Consider the following 18,814-nt stretch of genomic DNA (forward strand, 5'->3'; position numbering starts at 1 on the left):
AGGTCGCGCGGCGCAGGTGCAGCGCCGGAATCCTCGCCCGGCTGGGGTGGCTCAATGTTCGCCACGCGGGCTCTCCATGATTTCGGTCAGCACGCCACCCATGTCCTTGGGGTGGACGAAGAAGATCGGCGTCCCGTGGGCGCCGATGCGCGGCTCGCCCAGCACCCGCATGCCCCGCGCCTCGAACCACGCCTTGGCGGCGTGAATGTCGGGCACCTCATAGCAGAGGTGATGCTGCCCGCCGGCCGGGTTCTTCGCGAGGAATCCATGGATCGGCGAGTCCGCGCCCAGCGGCTCGATCAGCTCGACCTGGGTGTTCGGCACATCCACGAAGCAGACGCGCACGCCCTGTGCGGGAAGGTCGAAGGGCTCTCCGACCGCGGAATCGCCGAACAGCAGGCGATAGCGCTCCGCCGACTGCGCGATCGAGGCGGTGGCGACGCCGACATGGTTGAGGCGACCTAGCATGTCGGCATCCGCGTCTCGCCGCGCACGGCATATTTGTCGCCCTGGCGGACATAATGATCGGTGAAGCTCTGGGTGCCCGTGTAGTGCACGTCGAACCCGCGGCCCGGCACGATGTTGGCGATCTTGCCCTCCAGCGTGGTGGCAGGCGTGGTGCCGGCGCCGCTGTCGTCATAGCCCTCGGGCACGGAAACCAAGCCGATCGGCCCCCCGGCGCCGAGTTCGGTCAGTGTGAACACGCTGCACGTATAGCCCTGCCAGGTCCCGCCGCCGCTCGCATAGATCACCGGATTGGCGCCGAACTTGTCGGAGACCGACCATTCGCCAGGCGGCGCGCCCCAGCTCGATCCCGAGACCGCATCCGGCCAGCGCTGGACGAGAGCGAAACCGTCCCCCGCCGGTTTCAGATAGGCGATGTCGAGTCCGCCCGTGCATCCGTGGCAACCATCCACCATCTCGGCCGTGCTGATCAGCACCGCGGTGTCGCCGCGCCACACCAGCCGTGCCGGCGTGGTGACAACCTGCCCGCCTTCCCCGGCGCTGCTTGCCTGGCCCGTGGGACCGAACACCGTCCGGGCGGCGCGCGCGAGCTGCTCGGCAGCCGGCAGCGCCCGCACGCCGGCAGGCGGCGCAACGACGGCAGGAGGTGCAGGCTTGGGCGCCGCGGACGGTGCCGGTTCGCTGCGTTCGCCATCGCGCGGCCACAGCAGCAGCGCCCCCATGCCGAGCGTCACCCCCGCCACCATCGCCGTGGCGAGGAACCGTCCGCCGCCGCCCGCCTTGGCCGGTGCCGCACGCCTAGAGCGGGATGTTGTCATGCTTCTTCCAAGGGTTCTCCAGCTGCTTGCCCCGCAGCTTGCGCAGGCCGAGCGCAATGCGCCTGCGGGTGGCGTGCGGCTGGATCACCTCGTCGATGAACCCCTTGGAGGCCGCCACGAACGGGTTGGCGAAGCGCGCCTCATACTCCGCGGTACGCTCGGCGATCTCCTCCGGCGTGCGGCCGCGGAAGATGATCTCCACCGCACCCTTGGCCCCCATCACCGCGATCTCGGCGGTGGGCCAGGCATAGTTCAAGTCGCCGCGCAGGTGCTTGGACGCCATCACGTCATAGGCGCCGCCATAGGCCTTGCGCGTGATGACGGTGATCTTGGGCACGGTCGCCTCGGCATAGGCGAACAAGAGCTTGGCGCCGTGCTTGATGATGCCGTTGTGCTCCTGCGCGACGCCGGGGAGGAAGCCCGGCACGTCGACGAAGGTGACGATCGGGATCTCGAACGCGTCGCAGAATCGCACGAAGCGCGCCGCCTTCTTGGACGCGTTGATGTCGAGCACGCCGGCGAGCACGGTCGGCTGGTTGGCGACGAAGCCCACCGTCCGCCCCTCGATCCGGCCGAAGCCGGTCAGAATGTTGGCGGCGTGTGCGGGCTGCACCTCGAAGAAGTCGCCCTCGTCGACCACCTTCCGGATCAGCTCGTGCATGTCGTAGGGCTGGTTGGCGGACGGCGGCACCAGCGTGTCGAGGCTGTCCTCGATGCGATCCCACGGATCTTCGGTGGGCCGCTCGGGCGCCTCGACGCCGTTGGAGGCGGGCAAGAGGTCGATGAAGTCGCGCGCCGCCAGCAGCGCCTCGATGTCGTTCTCGAACGCAACGTCCGCCACCGACGAGCGCGTGGTGTGGGTGATGGCGCCGCCCAGTTCCTCCTGGGTGACCACCTCGTTGGTGACGGTCTTCACCACGTCGGGGCCGGTCACGAACATGTAGCTCGAATCCTTCACCATGAAGATGAAGTCGGTCATCGCCGGCGAATAGACTGCGCCGCCCGCGCACGGGCCCATGATGAGGCTCAGCTGCGGCACCACGCCCGAGGCGAGCACGTTCCTCTGGAACACCTCGGCATAGCCGCCGAGCGAGGCCACCCCCTCCTGGATGCGGGCGCCGCCGGAGTCGTTGAGGCCGATGACGGGCGCGCCGACCTTCATCGCCATGTCCATGACCTTGCAGATCTTGGCGGCATGACGTTCGGACAGCGACCCGCCGAACACCGTGAAATCCTGCGAAAAGACGAACACCAGCCGGCCGTTGATCGTGCCCGATCCGGTCACCACCCCGTCGCCGGGAATCACCTGATCCGCCATGCCGAAATCGACGCAATTGTGCTCGACGAACATGTCGAGCTCTTCGAAACTGCCTGGATCGAGCAGCACGTCGAGCCGCTCCCGCGCGGTCAGCTTGCCCTTGGCATGCTGTGCGGCCACCCGCTTCTCGCCGCCGCCGGCACGCGCGGCCGCACGCCGCCGTTCCAGCTCCTGCACCTGTTCGCGCAAGCCCTTCTCCTTACCCGGGTGTGCCCCTTTGCCGCTGCGGCTGGGCACGATCCCGGGCGCAACCTAGCGGGCCGGAGGGGGCGGGAACAAGGGGCATGCACCGCCCGAAAAGCAAGGTTGGTGGAACACGGCCGATTGATCGGCCGCCGCTGCGCCGATATGTCGGAGTTATCGACGAGGACCGGCGGTGCGCTGCCGTCCCCCGGAGCGGAGAGGAACGCGGATTGACTACGGCTTTGGAATCCCACGACATCACCGGTGAAGCTGCCGAGGCTGGCGCGGGCACGATCCGCATCGCGCTGGCGGGCATCGGCAAGATCGCGCGTGACCAGCACATCCCGCACCTCGCCGCCAACAAGCGGTTCTCGGTGGTCGCGGCCGTGACCGGCCACACCCCGCCCGAGGGCGTGCCGGGCTTCCGCACCATCACCGAGATGATGCAGGCGGTGCCCGACGTGCAGGCGATCTCGATCTGCACGCCCCCGCGCGGCCGCCTCGCGCTGATCGAGGAAGCGCTCGAGCACGGGCTGGACGTGATGATCGAGAAGCCGCCGGCCGCCACCCTGTCGGAGGCCGAGGACTTCGTGCGCCTGGCGCGTGAGGCCGGCCGCGTGCTCTTCACGACCTGGCATTCGCGCGAGGCCGCGGGCGTCGAGCCGGCGCGTGCCTGGCTCGCCGAGCGCGAAATCCGCCGCGTCGAGGTCAACTGGAAGGAGGACGTGCGCGTCTGGCATCCGGGCCAGGCGTGGATCTGGGAGCCGGGCATCGGCGTGTTCGATCCGGGCATCAACGCGCTGTCGGTGATCACGCAGATCCTGCCGCGCCCGCTGCTGCTGCAGGATGCGGCATTGCGCTTCCCCTCCAACCGCCCGGCCCCGATCGCGGCCGACCTGTCGTTCACCGACACCGCGGGCGTTCCGGTCGACGTGTTCTTCGACTTCGACCAGCGCGGGCCGCAGACCTGGGACGTGGACGTGGAAACCGACCGCGGCCACCTGAAGCTGTCGATGGGCGCGTCCAAGATGTTCGTCGACGGCGTCGAGCAGGACGTGGGCGACGAGCCCGAATACGCCCGCCTCTATCGCCGCTTCGCCGACCTGCTCGATCGCCGCGAGAGCGACGTCGACCTGTCGCCGTTCCGCCACGTGGCCGACGCGTTCCTGATCGGTCGTCGCAGCGAAGTGGGTGCGTTCGAGGAATAAGCGTTTTCTTGAGCGAAACAGAAACGGCGCGCGTACCCCGCGGTACGCGCGCCGTTCTGCGTTTCGGGTGCGCACCCGTTCAACTGCTTCGTGCTCCTGCGTAGGCGGGAGCCCAGGGTGCCGGGCGCAACCATCGCCCTGCTGGGCCCTGGATCCCCGCCTGCGCGGGGATACGGTGGGGATGCCGTATTCCGTACCCCGGCGGAGGCCGGGGTCCAATTGGGGGACTTTGGCGAGGTGCGGTGCCTTCCCCCGATGGCACCGCAACTGGGCCCCGGCCTTCGCCGGGGTACGGGTGTGATTCAGGCTGGAGCCCGATCCACGCTCGTCATCCTGACGGAAGTCAGCATGACGGGTGGACGGAGGCGGGGCGTCAGTCTTCGGTCTTGGCCGCCTTCTTGGCGGGTGCCTTCTTGGCGGCCGGCTTCTTCTCGGCCGTTGGCTTCTTCGCCGCCGCCTTTTTCGCCGGTGCCTTACGGCCCTTCTTGGCCGGCGCCGCGGCGGCGCGGGCGTCGATCAGCTGGGCGGCTTCCTCCAGCGTCAGCGCCTCGGGCGCGACCGTCTTGGGCAGCGTCGCGTTGGTGGTGCCATCCGTGACGTACGGGCCGTAGCGGCCTTCCATCAGCTTGATCTCCGCCTCGGTCCGCGGATGGGCGCCGAGCACGCGCAGCGGCTCGCGCGCCGCGCCGCGCGCCGGGCGCCCGGCGGCCGCCTCGGCGAGCTTCACCACCGCGGCGTTCATGCCCGTCTCGAACACCTCGGCGGTCGACTGCAGCCGCGCGTACTTGCCCGCGTGCTTGAGGTACGGCCCATAGCGCCCGATCGCCGCCTCGATCGGCTCGCCCGTCTCCGGATGGTTGCCGATGACGCGCGGCAGGCTCAGCAGCTTGAGCGCCCATTCCAGCGTCAGTTCGCCGCCCGGCAGGTCCTTGGGGATGGAGGCGCGCTTGGCGTCCTTGCCCTCGCCCAGCTGGATGTACGGCCCGAAGCGGCCGGACTTGCGCTCGACCTCCAGCCCCGTCTCCGGATCCTTGCCCAGCCCTTCCGGACCCGTCTCCTCCGCGCCCTCGCCGCCCGGCTGGCCGAAGCGGCGGGTGTATTTGCATTCCGGGTAGTTGGAGCAGGCAACGAAGGCGCCGAACTTGCCGCCGCGCAGCGCCAGCCGGCCTTCGCCGCAGTTCGGGCACAAGCGCGGATCGCTGCCGTCGGCCTTGGCCGGGAAGAGATAGGCTTCCAGGAACTTGTCGAGCTCTGCGGTGATGGCGGAGGGCTGCTGCTCCATCACCTCGGCGGTGCGCGGCTTGAAGTCGCGCCAGAAGGCCTCCAGCACCGCCTGCCACTCGGCGCGGCCGCCCGAGACGTCGTCGAGTTCCTCCTCGAGCCCCGCGGTAAAGTCGTAGCCGACGTATTTTTCGAAGAAGCGCTCCAGGAATGCCGTCAGCAGGCGGCCGCTCTCTTCGGCGAAGAAGCGGTTCTTCTCGACGCGCACATAGGCGCGGTCCTTGAGCACCTGAATGATCGACGCATAGGTCGACGGACGGCCGATACCGAGTTCCTCCAGCCGCTTCACCAGCGAGGCTTCGGAGAAGCGCGGCGGCGGCTGGGTGAAGTGCTGTTCGGCCGTCACGCCCTTCTTGGCGGGCGCATCGCCGTCGCGCAGCAGCGGCAGGCGGCGCGAATCCTCGTCGCCGGCATCGTCGCGGCCTTCCTCGTAGAGGGCGAGATAGCCGGGGAAGAGGACGACCTGGCCGGTGGCGCGCAGACCGAGGCGGCCGGTGCCGTCCTCCAGTTCCACCGCAGTGCGCTCCAGCCGCGCCGAAGCCATCTGGCTGGCAAGCGCGCGCTTCCAGATCAGGTCGTAGAGGCGGGCGTGGTCGCCCGAACCGGCGCGATCCTTGGAGAAGTCGGTCGGGCGGATCGCCTCGTGCGCTTCCTGCGCGTTCTTCGCCTTGGTCTGGTACTGGCGCGGGCGGTCGGGAACGTAGCTGGCGTCGTAGCGGTTTGCGATCGCGCCGCGGGCGGCATCGATCGCCGATCCGTCCATCTGCACGCCGTCCGTACGCATATAAGTGATCGCGCCGTCCTCGTAGAGCGACTGGGCGATGCGCATCGTGTGGCTGGCGGAGAAGCCGAGCTTGCGCGCCGCCTCCTGCTGCAGTGTCGAGGTGGTGAAGGGCGGCGGCGGGTTGCGGGTCGCAGGCTTTGTCTCGACCGAGACGACCGACAGGCGCGCCGCCTCGACGGCTTCCCTGGCCGCGAACGCCGAGCCCTGGTCGCCCAGCGACAGGCGGTCGAGCTTCTTGCCGTCGAACTTGACGAGCCGCGCCTCGAACGGCTGGCCGTCCTGCTCCATCTGGGCGATCACCGACCAATATTCCTGGGCGGTGAAGCCTTCGATCTCGCGCTCGCGCTCCACGATCAGGCGCAGCGCCACCGACTGGACGCGGCCGGCCGACTTGGCGCCGGGCAGCTTGCGCCACAGCACCGGCGACAGGGTGAAGCCGACCAGATAGTCGAGCGCGCGGCGGGCGCGATAGGCGTCGATCAGGTCGGTATCGAGCCCGCGCGGCGCCTTCATCGCCGCCAAAATCGCCGGCTTGGTGATCGCGTTGAAGGTAACCCGCTCGACCTCCTTGGGCAGCGCCTTCTTCTTGGCCAGCACCTCCTGCACGTGCCACGAGATCGCCTCGCCTTCGCGATCAGGGTCGGTGGCGAGGATCAGGCGGTCGGCCTTCTTGGCCTCGTCCGCGATCGCCTTGAGCTGCCGCGACTTGTCGGCATAGGTCTCCCACTCCATCGCGAAACCCTCGTCCGGATCGACCGATCCGTCCTTGGCCGGCAAGTCGCGGACATGGCCGTAGGAGGCGAGGACGCGATAGTCCTTGCCGAGATACTTCTCGATGGTCTTCGCCTTGGCCGGCGATTCTACGATGACAAGCTGCATGGAGGTGTGCGGGGTCCTTACGTGTACGCGCGAGAGTGGGGATCGCCGGTAGCCCGCGTCAAGCGCCCCCTATCCTGCCGGAGGCGTCAGGCGAAGACCTGTTCCAGCCCTTCCTGTGACGCGCGCGTCCGGGCGTAGACGGCCATCCCGACGTACCAGGCGCAAACATAAGATAGGGCGATGGCAAGGTTCGTTCCAGCCACCGCGCCGACGCTCGTGGAATCGGGATCGGTCCACAGCGCCAGCGCAACGCCCGCGGCGACCAGCGGCAGGAAGACGCCGCACAGGACGAGGGCGATGACACCGGCCCAATCCCGCGTGCGCGCCCAGCTCTCGCCCAGCGCCTCCGTCGGACTCGCGCGTTCGGCAACCAGGATGACACCCGCCGCCGACCAGCGGGCAGCGACGTAGAGGCCAGGCAAGAGGAGCAGAAGGCAGGCGAGCCCCACGCCAACGGTGTGCAGGATGTTGAGGCCGAGAAGGCCGAGGACGCCACCGGCGCGGCTTCCCGGCGGTATCCAGCCCTGCCGCTGTGCCATGGACCGCAGGACTCCCCAGGACACGCCCAGCTGAACCGCCCCACCAGCCAGCCTCCCGGCGGGCCCAAGCAGGTCCGCGGCGATACCGGCGCCACACAGGAGCAGGATCGCCCCTCCCGCGATCCACCAGCCGCCCGCGGCCAGCGCCAACGCCTCCGCGCAAAGCTCCGACACCTTTCGTCCCATGTCTCGCATGATTTCGCCCCCCGCGCAGCAGGATGGGCGGAGCGCTTCCTTCCGACAAGGGGAACATCGACGGGTCGCCAGGCTTTCTAGCTGCCATCACCACTTCAAGGGACTTCGACGCCGCAATGACAAGCCTTGCCGCAGCCATCCTCGTGCTGGCCATCAGCGGCACCGCTGCAACAGCGACGCCGACCGCGCGGGAGAACCAAGCGCCGCGAGCGAAGCTCTCCGACGCCGGGTCGTTCGACCTGCAGCGGATCGAATCCGCCACCGCCGCCGAGGATAGCCGCTGGCGGTTGCGCGAGCTTGCCGAGCCGGTCGAGGACGAAGAGGATTCGATGATCCGCTGGGGCTGGAAGAAGGTGACCTTGCGGGTGCCGCTCGGCGGAGGCCGCTGACGCACTTGAAATAGGCTTCCTGGCCTGCCGATCTAGGATGGCATGCGGCAGGGCTATCATCAGGAAGGGCGACATCGGATCGCCTCCGCGCTTGCCGTCCTGCTACTGCACGCGGGACTGGGCATCGCGCTGGTGACCGCGCTCGGCGTCGCGCCGGAATCGAAGTTCGACGACGGGCTGCTGACGTTCGACCTGCCCGCACCTGCCCCGCCACCCCCGCCCACCGTCCAGCCGGTGCCCCAGCCTGAGCGGAAAAGCGGCACGGCGGCGCCTGCGAACCGGCACGCGCGCCCCGTCGAACTGGTGGCACCACCCGTGCCGCTCCTGGTGCCGCCGCCGATTGTCGCCGCCCCGATCGCCGGCCCCGGCCCGGATCCCGCCGCGGGCGCGGCACCGCTCGCTGGCCCGGGGACCGGCGCAGGCGGCGTGGGCCAGGGCACCGGCAGCGGCACCTCCGGCAACGGAACGGGGAGCGGTGGCGGCAGTCCTGCCCGGCTGCTGCGCGGCGCGATCCGCGATTCCGATTATCCGCGCGCTGCCCGGCGGGCGCGGGTGGAGGGCAGCGTCACGGTGGGCTTCACGGTCGACGCCGCCGGCCGCCCCACCGGCTGTGCCGTGACCCGCTCGAGCGGCTCGGCGGAGCTGGACGCCACCACCTGTCGGCTGATCGAGGCCCGCTACCGCTATGCCCCTGCCCGCGACGGCGCCGGTCAGCCCGTCGAGGAGCTCCGCGGCTGGCGTCAGGACTGGTGGCTGGAGCCCGGTCGCTGAGCGGCACTCGGTGGGTGACGTGCGTCCAGGGCTCGCTTACACCTCTGTTCTGAACCGGGGCAACAGGGGGAAACTGCCGTGCAACGTCGTGATTTCATGGTGGGTGGAGCTGCCGTCGCACTCGCCGGTGCCGTTCCGGCACGCGCAGCCTTTGCCGCGGGAAACGCCGACGCGGACTTCCGCGCGATGCTCGACCGCTTTTTCTACACGCGGCTGGATGAGTCCCCGGAGCAAGCGACGCGGCTCGGCCTCGACACCGGCGAGCGCGCGCGGCTGAAGTCGCAGCTCGACGACGAATCCGCCGCGGGCCAGGCGCGTGCGCTCGCCCGCACCCGGCGCGAGCTTGCCGAGCTCCAGCGGGTCAACACTGCCGACCTGTCCCCCGCTTCCAAGCTCGACCACGAGATCGTGGAATATCAGCTGACCCGTGCGGTCGCGGGTGCGGAGCGCTTCACCTATGGCAGCAGCCTGGGCCGGTTCGCCCCCTATGTGCTGAGCCAGCTGAGCGGCCCCTATCGCGACGTGCCGGACTTCCTGGAGTCCCAGGCGCGCGTTCGCGACGCGGCCGAGGCAGACGCCTATCTCGCCCGGCTGGAGGCCTTCCCCAAGACGATCGACGACAGCAGCGAGCGGCAGCGCCGGGATGCCGCGCGCGGCGTCTTCGCCCCCGACTACATCCTCGACACCACGCTCAAGCAGCTGGCGAGCGCGCGGGAAAAGCCCGCCGACCAGACGGTGATGGTGGCCAGCTTCGCCGCCAAGCTGAAGGCGGCAGGATTGCCCGCAGACCGCGTCGCTCGTGCGACGGCGATCGTCGAGCAGAAGGTGTTCCCGGCGCTCGATCGCCAGCGCGCGCTGGTGACGGAGCTGCGCGCCAAGGCGGTCCACGACGCCGGCTGCTGGCGTCTGCCCGACGGCGACGCTTATTATGCCGCAGCGGCCGAGGCGGCGACCACGGTGGCGATGACGGGCGACGAGATCCACCGGCTCGGCCTTGAGCAGGTGGCGGAGATCAGCGGGCGCATCGACGCGATCCTGAAGACGCAGGGCATGGCCCAGGGCAGCGTGGGCGAGCGGCTGGTGGCGCTCAACAAGCGCCCGGACCAGCTCTTCCCCAACACCGATCCCGGCCGCGAAGCGCTGCTCGCCCAGTTGAACACGCAGATCCAGGCGATGCACGCGCGCCTGCCCGAAGCGTTCGCCACCCTGCCCAAGGCGCCGGTCGAAGTGCGGCGTGTCCCCCCGACGATCCAGGCGGGTGCGCCCGGCGGCTATTACCAGAACGCCTCGCTCGATGGCTCGCGCCCGGCGATCTACTACATCAACCTGCGCGACACGTTCGACCGGCCGAAGTTCGGGCTGGCCACGCTCACCCATCACGAGGCGGTGCCCGGCCATCACCTCCAGGTCAGCCTCGCGCTGGAGAGCACGCAGATCCCGCTGATCCGCAGGCGGGGCTTCTTCAGCGGCTATTCGGAAGGCTGGGCGCTCTATTCCGAGCAGCTGGCGGACGAGATGGGGATGTACGAGGGCGATCCGCTCGGCCAGGTCGGCTATCTCCAGTCGCTGCTGTTCCGCGCCACGCGGCTGGTGGTGGACAGCGGCATGCACGCCAAGCGGTGGAGCCGCGAAAAGGCGACCGACTATCTGATCGCGACCACCGGCATCGCGCGCGGCCGCAGCCAGGGCGAGATCGACCGCTACACCGTTTGGCCGGGCCAGGCGTGCAGCTACAAGATCGGCCACACCGTGTGGACGCGGCTGCGCGCCGAGGTGCAGAGGAACCCGAAGTTCGACCTCAAGCGGTTCCACGCCGTGCTGCTGGACGGCGCAATGCCGCTCGCAGTGCTGGAACGCGTCGTGCGCGAGCGCTGGGCGGTGGCGTGAGGCGGGTCAGCCGCGCGTCTTGACCAGCTCCACGACTTCGAACGCGTAGGAGCGCCAGCCGCGGGTCGCGGCCGCATCGGCGGCGGCGGCCTGCTTGCCCTTCGCCTCAGCCAGCGACTTGGCATGGCCCCAGAACACCTCGGTCTTGCCGTTGGCGAGTTCGGCGACGATGCGCCAATAATGGGTGAAGGGGATCGAGGTCGGCCCGATCGTCTTCACATAGCCATCGGGCAGGGTCGCGGTCAGATAGTGTTTCTTGGCCACGGTGCCGGCGCCTAGGCAGGCAGCAGGGCGCTGTCCAGCCGCTGCGCCGGACCGGAGCCTTCCGCCCCGCCCACGACGCCGAACCGTCGCCGATATTCGTTCGGGGCGAGGCCCGTCACGCGCTGGAACAGCTTGCGGAAGGTCGAAGGGTCGCCATAGCCGACCTGCCAGGCGATCTGCTCCACGGGCTTGCGCGTCCGTTCCAGTGCCTCGCGCGCCTTGGCCACGCGGATCTGCTGGGCATATTCGGTGGGCCGCAAGCCCGTTGCGTTCTTGAAGCGCCGGAGAAACGTACGCTCCTCAAGCCTTGCCCTGCCGGCGAGCATCGGCACGCCATGCTCCTTTGCGCCCGTCGCCTGCAGCCAATGCTGCACGGCCAGGATCGCCGCATCCCCATGATCGAGCCGCGGGACGAACTGGCCATAGGGGCGCTGCGCACGACCCGGCGGATCGACCAGCAGGAAGCGCGCGGTGTCGAGCATGACGCTGGGACCCAGCAGGCGCTCGACCAGCGTGAGGCCAAGATCCGTCCAGGCAAGGATGCCTCCCGCCGTGATGATGTCGCCGTCGTCGATCAGCATGCGATCCGCATCGACGCGGACGGTGGGGAAACGCGACGCCAGCGTTTCGGCGAACGCCCAGTGGGTGGTCGCCTCCCGCCCCTGCAACAGGCCGGTTTCGGCCAACACAAACGCCCCCGCGCAAACCGAGCACAGCGTCGCCCCGGCGCGGTGGAGCGTGGCCATCCACTCGGCGAGGCCGCGCATGGGCTGCATCCGGTCCGGAAGGACGATGCTGGGGGGCGTGATGAGGTGGCTGAGCGCGTGCTGGGAACGGGGTGCGCTGTCATAGGTGCAGACGATCGCATCGCCATCCTGACGCCAGTGGCTCACCCGGATCGCCGGAGGGTTCGAGGCGCCCGAACGCGCCGCGATGTCGCTCGCGATCCGGAACAGGTCCGTCAGGCCATAGATCGCGGACAACTGGCAGTCGGGATAGAGGACGAGCCCGACCTCCGCGACGATGTGCATCCTGTCAGTTTCGCCTCGCACTGTGTCACTTCCCCCACGCGTGCCGCCACCCTGGTCCTTGTACATCATCTTCGACAGCGGCGCTCCTGCCGCCTTCACCGAGGAGACAAGCGATGGCGACGATCACCACGAAGGACGGCACGGAAATCTTCTACAAGGACCTGGGCAGCAAGGATGCACAGCCCGTCGTGTTCCATCACGGCTGGCCGCTGTCGGCGGACGATTGGGACAACCAGATGCTGTTCTTCCTGGGCGAGGGCTATCGCGTGATCGCCCACGATCGCCGCGGCCATGGTCGGTCGACGCAGACGGATACCGGAAACGAGATGGACACCTATGCCGCCGACGTGGCGGAACTGGTGACGGCACTGGATCTGAAGGACGCCATCCACGTCGGCCACTCCACCGGTGGCGGCGAAGTGGCGCATTATGTTGCCCGCGCCGAGCCGGGACGGGTCGCCAAGGCGGTGCTGATCGGTGCCGTGCCGCCGGTCATGGTCAAGTCCGACACCAATCCCGACGGCGTGCCGATCGAGCTGTTCGACAGTTTCCGTGCCGCCCTTGTCGCCAATCGTCCCGAATTCTACCGCGAGGTCGCGTCCGGACCCTTCTACGGCTTCAATCGCGAGGGCGCGAAGGTCAGCCAGGGCCTGATCGACAACTGGTCACGCCAAGGCCTCGCCGGCGGTGCCAAGGCGCAGTACGACTGCATCAAGGCATTCTCCGAAACGGACTTCACCGAGGACCTGAAGGCGATCGACGTTCCGGTGCTGGTGATGCACGGCACGGACGATCAGGTCGTCCCCTTCGCCAATCACGGCCCCAAGGCCGCGGGCCTGCTGAAGAACGCCACGTTCAAGGCCTATGACGGCCTGCCCCACGGCATGGCGCAGACCCACCCCGAGGTCATCAATCCCGATCTACTCGCCTTCTTCCGCGGCTGATCCAAAAAGGCTCTCCGGAGCAGCGCTCCGGGGAGCCTCGTCCTTTTGCGCCTTCCGTCCTCCTCGCGCACGGGCTTGTTCATCGAAAGATTATCGCGATATGTGCGGTGTGCCGCGGCGCGGTTGCACCAGGAGTGAGGAATGACGGACGTCGCAGAGACGCTGCTGCCGCTGGATGACCAGCTCTGCTACGGCCTCTACTCCGCGAGCATGGCGATCCAGCGCGTGTACAAGCCGTTGCTGGACCAGCTCGGGCTCACCTATCCGCAGTATCTGGTGCTCAACATCCTGTGGCGGGAGGACGGGCAGACGGTCGGCCGGATCGCGGAGCGACTGGCGCTGGAATCGAGCACGCTGACGCCGCTCCTCAAGCGCCTCGAGGCCGCCGGCCTGGTGCAGCGCACCCGCAATCCCGAGGACGAACGGCAGGTGCTGGTCGCGCTGACCCCGGACGGCCGCGAGCTTCGCACCAGGACCGGCTGCCTCGCCGAGGCGTTACTGTCATCGTCCGGCCAGCCGGTGGAGGAACTCAAGGCGCTCAACGCCCGGGTGCGGGAATTGCGGGACGCGCTCTATGCGCAGATCGGCGGCTGGAACCTCAAGCCGGAGGCCCGCGAGGCTGCGGCGAACGAGCAAGGTTAGCAAGCGCGCGGATCTCGATGTAAGGCGCGGCCATGATCCGCATCACCGAGTTGAAACTGCCGCTCCACCATGCCGACGAGGCGCTGTCGGCAGCGATCACCAAGCGGCTGCGCATCACCCCGCGCGAGCTCGTCCGTTTTTCGGTCGCGCGGCGCGGCCATGATGCGCGCGACCGGACCGACATCCAGCTCGTCTACTCGGTCGACGTTTCGCTGAAGAAGGAGTCCGCCGTCCTCGCCCGGTTCCGGCGTGACCCGCATGTGCAGCCGACGCCGGACACGCGCTATCGCCCGGTCGGCACGGCACCCGCCGACGCCCCGCGTCCCGTCGTCATCGGCGCAGGCCCGTGCGGGCTCTTCGCCGCCCTGATCCTCGCGCAAATGGGCTTCCGCCCGATCGTGCTGGAGCGCGGCAAGGTGGTGCGCGAACGGACCAAGGACACCTGGGGGCTGTGGCGCCGCAGCGTGCTGAACCCGGAATCCAACGTGCAATATGGCGAGGGCGGAGCCGGCACCTTCTCGGACGGCAAGCTCTACAGCCGCATCAAGGACCCGCGCCACCTCAACCGCAAGGTCCTGACCGAGTTCGTGAAGGCGGGCGCCCCCCCGGAGATCCTGACGGAGGCGCATCCGCACATCGGCACCTTCCGCCTCGTGACGATGGTGGAGAGCATCCGCGAGACGATCGAGGCGCTGGGCGGTGAGTACCGCTTCTCCACCCGGGTCGACGGACTGGACGTGGCGACCGATGGCTCGGGCGAACGGCGCCTGCGCGGACTGCACCTGAACGGCGGCGAATACCTGCCGGCCGAGCGGGTGGTGCTGGCCATCGGGCACAGTGCCCGCGACACCTTTGCGATGCTGCACGAGGCCGGCGTCTATGCGGAGGCCAAGCCGTTCTCGATCGGGGTGCGCATCGAGCATCCGCAATCCTGGATCGACCGCGCCCGCTTCGGGCAGGACGCCGGCAACCGCATCTTGGGTGCGGCAGAATATCATATCTCGCACCACTGCTCGAACGGGCGAACGGTCTACAGCTTCTGCATGTGTCCCGGCGGCACGGTGGTGGCAGCGACGTCGGAGGAAGGCCGGGTCGCCACCAACGGCATGAGCCAATATTCGCGCAACGAGCGCAACGCCAACTCCGGCTTCGTCGTCGCGATCGATCCTGCCCGCGACTATCCAGGGGACCCACTCGCGGGCATCGCCCTCCAGCGCCATTGGGAAGAGCGCGCCTTCGTCGCCGGCGGGTCGAACTACAAGGCCCCCGCCCAGCGGCTGGGGGACTTTCTGGCGGGCCGCCCCTCCACCTCGCTCGGCTCCGTGGTTCCATCGTACCGCCCCGGCGTGCACCCGACGGATCTCGCCGAATGCCTCCCCGACTTCGTGATCGCGGCGATGCGCGAGGCGCTGCCGGTGTTCGGGCGCCAGATCCAGGGCTATGACCATCCCGACGTGGTGATGACCGGCGTCGAGACGCGCACCTCCTCGCCCGTGCGCTTCACGCGCGGCGACGATTTCCAGAGCCTCAACACCGCGGGCCTTTTCCCGGCCGGCGAGGGCGCGGGCTATGCCGGCGGAATCCTGTCCGCGGCCGTGGACGGCATCAAGGTCGCCGAAGCCGTGGCGCAAAGCCTCGGCGCGCAATGACGCTGGTTCTCTTCAACAAGCCCTATGGGGTGCTGAGCCAGTTCACCGACCGCGGCAGCCCGACGACCCGCGCCACGCTGTCAGACTTCGTGAAGGTCCCCGGCGTCTACCCGGCCGGGCGGCTCGACCGGGACAGCGAGGGGCTGTTGCTCCTGACCGACGACGGGCGGCTGCAGGCGCGCATCGCCGATCCGCGCTTCAAGCTGCCGAAGACCTATCTCGTCCAGGTCGAGGGGACTCCCGCGGAGGGGACGCTCGATCGGCTGCGAACCGGCGTCCTGCTGAACGACGGCCCGACGCGTCCCGCGGAGGTGGAGCGGATCGAAGATCCGGCGCTTTGGCCGCGGGACCCGCCGATCCGCGTTCGCGCAAGCATTCCCGACTGCTGGCTGAAGCTCACCATACGAGAGGGCCGCAACCGGCAGGTACGCCGGATGACGGCGGCGGTCGGCCACCCGACCTTGCGGCTGGTCCGCTGGCGGATCGGCGATTGGACGCTCCGCGATCTTTCGCCGGGCGAATGGCGCGAGGCGTGAAGCTGTTCTTCGACGGCGGCAGCCGGCCTCTGCCGATCGGCATGGAGCTGGCGGTCGTCGTGGGCGGACGGAGCCTCGTCCAGCGCGGGCTCGGCCCCGGCACCAGCATGGATGCCGAGTGGCTCGCGCTGATCGAGGCGATGCAGTGCGCCCATGCGATGGGTGTGACGGACGCCGTTCTGCTGGGGGACGCGGCAGCGGTGATCGCGCAGGCGAACGGCCTGGTGCGATGCCCGCCTTCCTGCCTGGCCCATCTCGAGCGCTTCCAGCAGATGCCGAGGCCGGAGGGCCGGACCCGCATCCGGTACGTCAAACGAAGCCAGAACCTCGCCGGCATCGCATTGGCGGCGCTGCACGCCCGCTGACGCAGCCCGATCCGCGTTTCCGGCGAGGCAAAGCCTCACCAAAGCCGAGCACGACGGGCCAACGCCGCTACTGGCCCTCGTAGCGCGCCCGCATCGCCTAGGCTTGCGAACGCCGCTCCACGCCCCTGGCGATGAGTTCCCGGATGCGGGAGGCAAGCGATTCCATGGCAAAGGGCTTGGTCATGACGTGCATGCCCGGTTCCAGCTGGCCGTTCCCGATCAGCGCGTTTTCCGCATAGCCCGTGATGAAGAGCACCTCGAGATCGGCCCGGCTCTGGCGCGCGGCATCCACCATCTGGCGCCCGTTCATGCCGCCCGGCAGGCCGATGTCGGTCACCAGCAGGTCGATCCGCGCATCCGACTGGAGGATCTTCAGCCCGGCTGCCCCGTCGCCTGCCTCCAGTGCCGAATAGCCGAGTTCGTCGAGCACCTCGATCACCAGCATCCGGACGGTGGGTTCGTCGTCCACCACCAGCACCGTCTCGCCTTGACCGGCCTGCTCCGCATCGGCAAGCGTGCCGAGCTCCGGCTCCGGTTCCGCCTCGCCATGGTGCCGCGGCAGGTAGAGGCAGACCATCGAGCCTTCGCCGACTTCGGAATAGATGCGCGCCAAGCCGCCGGACTGCCGCGCAAAGCCGTAGACCATCGACAGGCCGAGCCCCGTACCCGCTCCGATCGGCTTCGTCGTAAAGAAGGGATCGAATGCCTTGTCGATCACCTCCCGGGACATGCCGACACCCGTATCGGACACGCACAGCGAGACATATTGCCCCGGCTCCAGGTCCCGTTCCCGTGCCGCACGGCGATCGATCCAACGGTTGCACGTCTCGATCGTCAGGCGCCCGCCCTCCGGCATCGCATCACGCGCGTTGATGCAGAGGTTCAGCAGCGCGTTCTCAAGCTGGTTGGGATCGACCAGCGTCGCCCAAAGGCCGGCGGCACCGACCACCTCCACCTCGATCTCCGGTCCCACGGTGCGACGGATCAGCTCTTCCATGCCGTCGATCAGCCGGTTCACGGCCGTGGGCTTCGGATCGAGCGTCTGGCGCCGGGAGAAGGCGAGCAGTCGGTGCGTTAGGGAGGCCGCACGCTTGGCGGCGCCGCGCGCCGCCGCCACATAGCGCTCCACCTCGCCGAACCGCCCTTGAGCGATCCGCACCTCCAGGATCTCCAGGCTGCCGGTGATGCCGGTCAACAGATTGTTGAAGTCGTGCGCGATGCCGCCGGTCAGCTGGCCGACTGCCTCCATCTTCTGCGACTGGCGCAGCGCCGCCTCGGCTTCCTCCAGCGCCACGGCCGCTGCCGCCTCTGCGGTGATGTCGCGGCCGAAGCCATAGAACATGCCGTTCTCAGGGACGGTGGTCCATTCCACCAGCCGGCTTTCGCCATGCTTGGTCCGCAGTGACATGCGGTAGTTCCGCAGCGGCTTGCCGGATGCCAGCGTCTCCACCCGCGCCTGCCAGCTGGCCTCTTCCTCCAGCACGAACTCCGTGCTGCGCTGGCCCACCGATTCCTCGCGACTCCACCCCAGCAGCGTCGTCCACGATGGATTGACGTCGGTGATCCAGCCTTCGGAGTTGGTCACCACCTTCAACACGGGCGACAGCTTCCAGATGCGCTCGCGCTCCAGGGCCAACTGCCGCTCGTTGGTGATGTCGCGCGCGACCGCATGGATGCGCCCGGCCTCCGGAACCGCAGTCCAGGCAAGCAGGCGATAGTCGCCCGACTTGGTGCGATAGCGGTTCTCGAACGCCAGCGTGGTGACGCCGTCGCCGAGCTTCTCGACCTCTGAGGCGGTCGCGACGAGATCGTCGGGGTGGAGGAAGTCTGCGAGACGCGCGCCGACCATCTCGGCCTCATCCCACCCCAGTAGGCGCTTTGCCGAGGGGTTCACCGCGGTGATCACTCCTTCGAAGGTGCAGACCAGCATCAGCTCCTGCGACATCGACCACAGCCGATCGCGATCGGCGACGCTGGTGGCCTCGCTCTGCTTCTGATCCTCGATGTCGGTGTTGGTGCCGACCCAGCCGGTGACATTGCCCTCTTCGTCGCGGACCGGCTCGCCGCGGGTCAGGAACCAGCGGTACTCCCCCTCGCGATTTCGCAGGCGATATTCATGCTCGTACACATCACCGCGCTCGCGCGCCTGGCGCCAGGCTTCGACGGTCGGGGGAACATCCTCCGGGTGGACGAAGCGCTGCCAGCCGTCCGCGCCGAGGAGTTCGTCCGCGGACCAGCCCGAATAGGCGTAGACCTGGTCGTTGAACCAATAGATCGCGCCGTCCGGCCGCGCCGCCCAGATCTGGTTGGGCATGGCTTGGGCGAAGGTGCGGAACTGGAGTTCGCTGGCCTCCAGTGCTGCGGCGACGTCCGCCTTCTCCCGCCCTGCGACCACGGCGAAGTCGGCGCTGCTGTCGAGGATCCTACGCGCGCGGCCAAGCTGTGCTCGCAGGTGCGTGGCTTCGGCTTCCAGCGCTTCCAGACGGCTTTGCAGTTCTTCGTTCGTGCCAGTCATCAGCCCTTGATCGCCCACCTTCTTCTCCGACGGCGCCGCAGCACCGCTCCACCCTTCGTCATCAACCGGGCGCCCTCTCTGGCGTGTAGTGGAACGCAACGGAACGGGAAGCCACTGAACGTACCTGAAGGGCGTTGGTGCCACCCCCGGG

The 18,814-nt window shown here is 68.8% G+C and carries 17 protein-coding genes; 9 read left to right on the forward strand and 8 right to left on the reverse strand.

The window, feature by feature from the left end:
• Nucleotides 1-51 precede the first annotated feature (51 nt).
• Genes mce through ABDZ92_RS03155 form a run of 3 tightly spaced genes read right to left on the reverse strand, consistent with a single transcriptional unit; the run spans nt 52 to nt 2,790 of the window.
• The gene (mce, locus tag ABDZ92_RS03145; RefSeq protein WP_125959171.1) at nt 52-468 is read right to left on the reverse strand and encodes a methylmalonyl-CoA epimerase; all 417 of its coding nucleotides are present in this window, start codon (nt 466-468) and stop codon (nt 52-54) included.
• Nucleotides 462-1,283, reverse strand: coding sequence for a hypothetical protein (locus tag ABDZ92_RS03150; protein ID WP_125959172.1), 822 nt, complete (start codon nt 1,281-1,283; stop codon nt 462-464). Before ABDZ92_RS03150 ends, mce begins: the two co-directional genes overlap by 7 nt.
• Nucleotides 1,264-2,790 (reverse strand): acyl-CoA carboxylase subunit beta, encoded by a 1,527-nt coding sequence (locus ABDZ92_RS03155; protein WP_125959173.1) that lies wholly within the window; start codon nt 2,788-2,790, stop codon nt 1,264-1,266. Before ABDZ92_RS03155 ends, ABDZ92_RS03150 begins: the two co-directional genes overlap by 20 nt.
• 224 nt (nt 2,791-3,014) lie before the next feature.
• Here ABDZ92_RS03155 and ABDZ92_RS03160 point away from each other — a divergent pair, with 224 nt between their 5' ends.
• Nucleotides 3,015-3,992: a Gfo/Idh/MocA family protein gene (locus ABDZ92_RS03160; RefSeq protein ID WP_272695251.1), complete on the forward strand. Its 978-nt coding sequence runs from the start codon at nt 3,015-3,017 to the stop codon at nt 3,990-3,992.
• A gap of 373 nt (nt 3,993-4,365) precedes the next feature.
• Here the strand turns inward: ABDZ92_RS03160 and topA are convergent, their stop codons facing one another.
• Nucleotides 4,366-6,936 carry a type I DNA topoisomerase gene (gene topA / locus ABDZ92_RS03165; RefSeq protein ID WP_125959175.1) on the reverse strand — a complete coding sequence of 857 codons (2,571 nt, stop codon included), beginning with the start codon at nt 6,934-6,936 and terminating at the stop codon, nt 4,366-4,368.
• A gap of 86 nt (nt 6,937-7,022) precedes the next feature.
• Nucleotides 7,023-7,475, reverse strand: coding sequence for a hypothetical protein (locus tag ABDZ92_RS03170; protein ID WP_125959176.1), 453 nt, complete (start codon nt 7,473-7,475; stop codon nt 7,023-7,025).
• 311 nt (nt 7,476-7,786) lie between these two features.
• Between ABDZ92_RS03170 and ABDZ92_RS03175 the strand changes: the two genes are divergently transcribed.
• The 3 genes from ABDZ92_RS03175 (at nt 7,787) to ABDZ92_RS03185 (ending at nt 10,717) form a co-directional block, all read left to right on the forward strand.
• A complete protein-coding gene (locus tag ABDZ92_RS03175) occupies nt 7,787-8,059 on the forward strand; it encodes a hypothetical protein (RefSeq protein WP_125959177.1) in 273 nt (90 codons plus the stop codon).
• Between the two features lie 42 nt (nt 8,060-8,101).
• Nucleotides 8,102-8,830 carry an energy transducer TonB gene (locus ABDZ92_RS03180; protein ID WP_125959178.1) on the forward strand — a complete coding sequence of 243 codons (729 nt, stop codon included), beginning with the start codon at nt 8,102-8,104 and terminating at the stop codon, nt 8,828-8,830.
• Between the two features lie 78 nt (nt 8,831-8,908).
• Nucleotides 8,909-10,717 (forward strand): DUF885 domain-containing protein, encoded by a 1,809-nt coding sequence (locus tag ABDZ92_RS03185; RefSeq protein WP_272695252.1) that lies wholly within the window; start codon nt 8,909-8,911, stop codon nt 10,715-10,717.
• Nucleotides 10,718-10,723: 6 nt separating this feature from the next.
• On the opposite strand, the gene ABDZ92_RS03190 is transcribed toward ABDZ92_RS03185, so the two are convergent.
• Nucleotides 10,724-10,981, reverse strand: coding sequence for a hypothetical protein (locus ABDZ92_RS03190; protein WP_125959179.1), 258 nt, complete (start codon nt 10,979-10,981; stop codon nt 10,724-10,726).
• Between the two features lie 11 nt (nt 10,982-10,992).
• Complete coding sequence (locus ABDZ92_RS03195) at nt 10,993-12,012, reverse strand: GlxA family transcriptional regulator (RefSeq protein WP_125959180.1); 1,020 nt, start codon at nt 12,010-12,012, stop codon at nt 10,993-10,995.
• A gap of 113 nt (nt 12,013-12,125) precedes the next feature.
• On the opposite strand from ABDZ92_RS03195, the gene ABDZ92_RS03200 reads away from it, so the two are divergent.
• The 5 genes from ABDZ92_RS03200 to ABDZ92_RS03220 all read left to right on the forward strand — a co-directional run bounded on the left by ABDZ92_RS03200 (nt 12,126) and on the right by ABDZ92_RS03220 (nt 16,148).
• A complete protein-coding gene (locus ABDZ92_RS03200; protein ID WP_125959181.1) occupies nt 12,126-12,956 on the forward strand; it encodes an alpha/beta fold hydrolase in 831 nt (276 codons plus the stop codon).
• Nucleotides 12,957-13,097: 141 nt separating this feature from the next.
• Nucleotides 13,098-13,598, forward strand: a complete 501-nt coding sequence (locus ABDZ92_RS03205; RefSeq protein ID WP_125959182.1) for a MarR family winged helix-turn-helix transcriptional regulator — start codon at nt 13,098-13,100, stop codon at nt 13,596-13,598.
• Between the two features lie 32 nt (nt 13,599-13,630).
• Nucleotides 13,631-15,247, forward strand: a complete 1,617-nt coding sequence (locus tag ABDZ92_RS03210) for an NAD(P)/FAD-dependent oxidoreductase (protein WP_125959183.1) — start codon at nt 13,631-13,633, stop codon at nt 15,245-15,247.
• The gene (locus ABDZ92_RS03215) at nt 15,244-15,783 is read left to right on the forward strand and encodes a pseudouridine synthase (protein ID WP_125959184.1); all 540 of its coding nucleotides are present in this window, start codon (nt 15,244-15,246) and stop codon (nt 15,781-15,783) included. Before ABDZ92_RS03210 ends, ABDZ92_RS03215 begins: the two co-directional genes overlap by 4 nt.
• The gene (locus tag ABDZ92_RS03220) at nt 15,780-16,148 is read left to right on the forward strand and encodes a reverse transcriptase-like protein (protein ID WP_272695253.1); all 369 of its coding nucleotides are present in this window, start codon (nt 15,780-15,782) and stop codon (nt 16,146-16,148) included. Before ABDZ92_RS03215 ends, ABDZ92_RS03220 begins: the two co-directional genes overlap by 4 nt.
• Before the next feature lie 97 nt (nt 16,149-16,245).
• Here the strand turns inward: ABDZ92_RS03220 and ABDZ92_RS03225 are convergent, their stop codons facing one another.
• Nucleotides 16,246-18,663, reverse strand: coding sequence for a PAS domain S-box protein (locus ABDZ92_RS03225; protein WP_125959186.1), 2,418 nt, complete (start codon nt 18,661-18,663; stop codon nt 16,246-16,248).
• Between the last annotated feature and the right edge of the window lie 151 nt (nt 18,664-18,814).

Origin of the sequence: Sphingomonas molluscorum (assembly GCF_039522995.1) — a bacterium.
GTDB lineage: Bacteria > Pseudomonadota > Alphaproteobacteria > Sphingomonadales > Sphingomonadaceae > Sphingomonas > Sphingomonas molluscorum.

What these genes read in the sequence shown, in the direction of transcription:
- ABDZ92_RS03210 (WP_125959183.1), top strand. Translation starts at nt 13,631, where the DNA reads ATGATCCGCATCACCGAGTTGAAACTGCCGCTCCACCATGCCGACGAG.
- ABDZ92_RS03150 (WP_125959172.1), bottom strand. Translation starts at nt 1,283, where the DNA reads ATGACAACATCCCGCTCTAGGCGTGCGGCACCGGCCAAGGCGGGCGGC.
- topA (WP_125959175.1), bottom strand. Translation starts at nt 6,936, where the DNA reads ATGCAGCTTGTCATCGTAGAATCGCCGGCCAAGGCGAAGACCATCGAG.
- ABDZ92_RS03225 (WP_125959186.1), bottom strand. Translation starts at nt 18,663, where the DNA reads ATGACTGGCACGAACGAAGAACTGCAAAGCCGTCTGGAAGCGCTGGAA.
- ABDZ92_RS03205 (WP_125959182.1), top strand. Translation starts at nt 13,098, where the DNA reads ATGACGGACGTCGCAGAGACGCTGCTGCCGCTGGATGACCAGCTCTGC.
- mce (WP_125959171.1), bottom strand. Translation starts at nt 468, where the DNA reads ATGCTAGGTCGCCTCAACCATGTCGGCGTCGCCACCGCCTCGATCGCG.
- ABDZ92_RS03170 (WP_125959176.1), bottom strand. Translation starts at nt 7,475, where the DNA reads ATGGCACAGCGGCAGGGCTGGATACCGCCGGGAAGCCGCGCCGGTGGC.
- ABDZ92_RS03175 (WP_125959177.1), top strand. Translation starts at nt 7,787, where the DNA reads ATGACAAGCCTTGCCGCAGCCATCCTCGTGCTGGCCATCAGCGGCACC.
- ABDZ92_RS03200 (WP_125959181.1), top strand. Translation starts at nt 12,126, where the DNA reads ATGGCGACGATCACCACGAAGGACGGCACGGAAATCTTCTACAAGGAC.
- ABDZ92_RS03215 (WP_125959184.1), top strand. Translation starts at nt 15,244, where the DNA reads ATGACGCTGGTTCTCTTCAACAAGCCCTATGGGGTGCTGAGCCAGTTC.
- ABDZ92_RS03195 (WP_125959180.1), bottom strand. Translation starts at nt 12,012, where the DNA reads ATGCACATCGTCGCGGAGGTCGGGCTCGTCCTCTATCCCGACTGCCAG.
- ABDZ92_RS03180 (WP_125959178.1), top strand. Translation starts at nt 8,102, where the DNA reads ATGCGGCAGGGCTATCATCAGGAAGGGCGACATCGGATCGCCTCCGCG.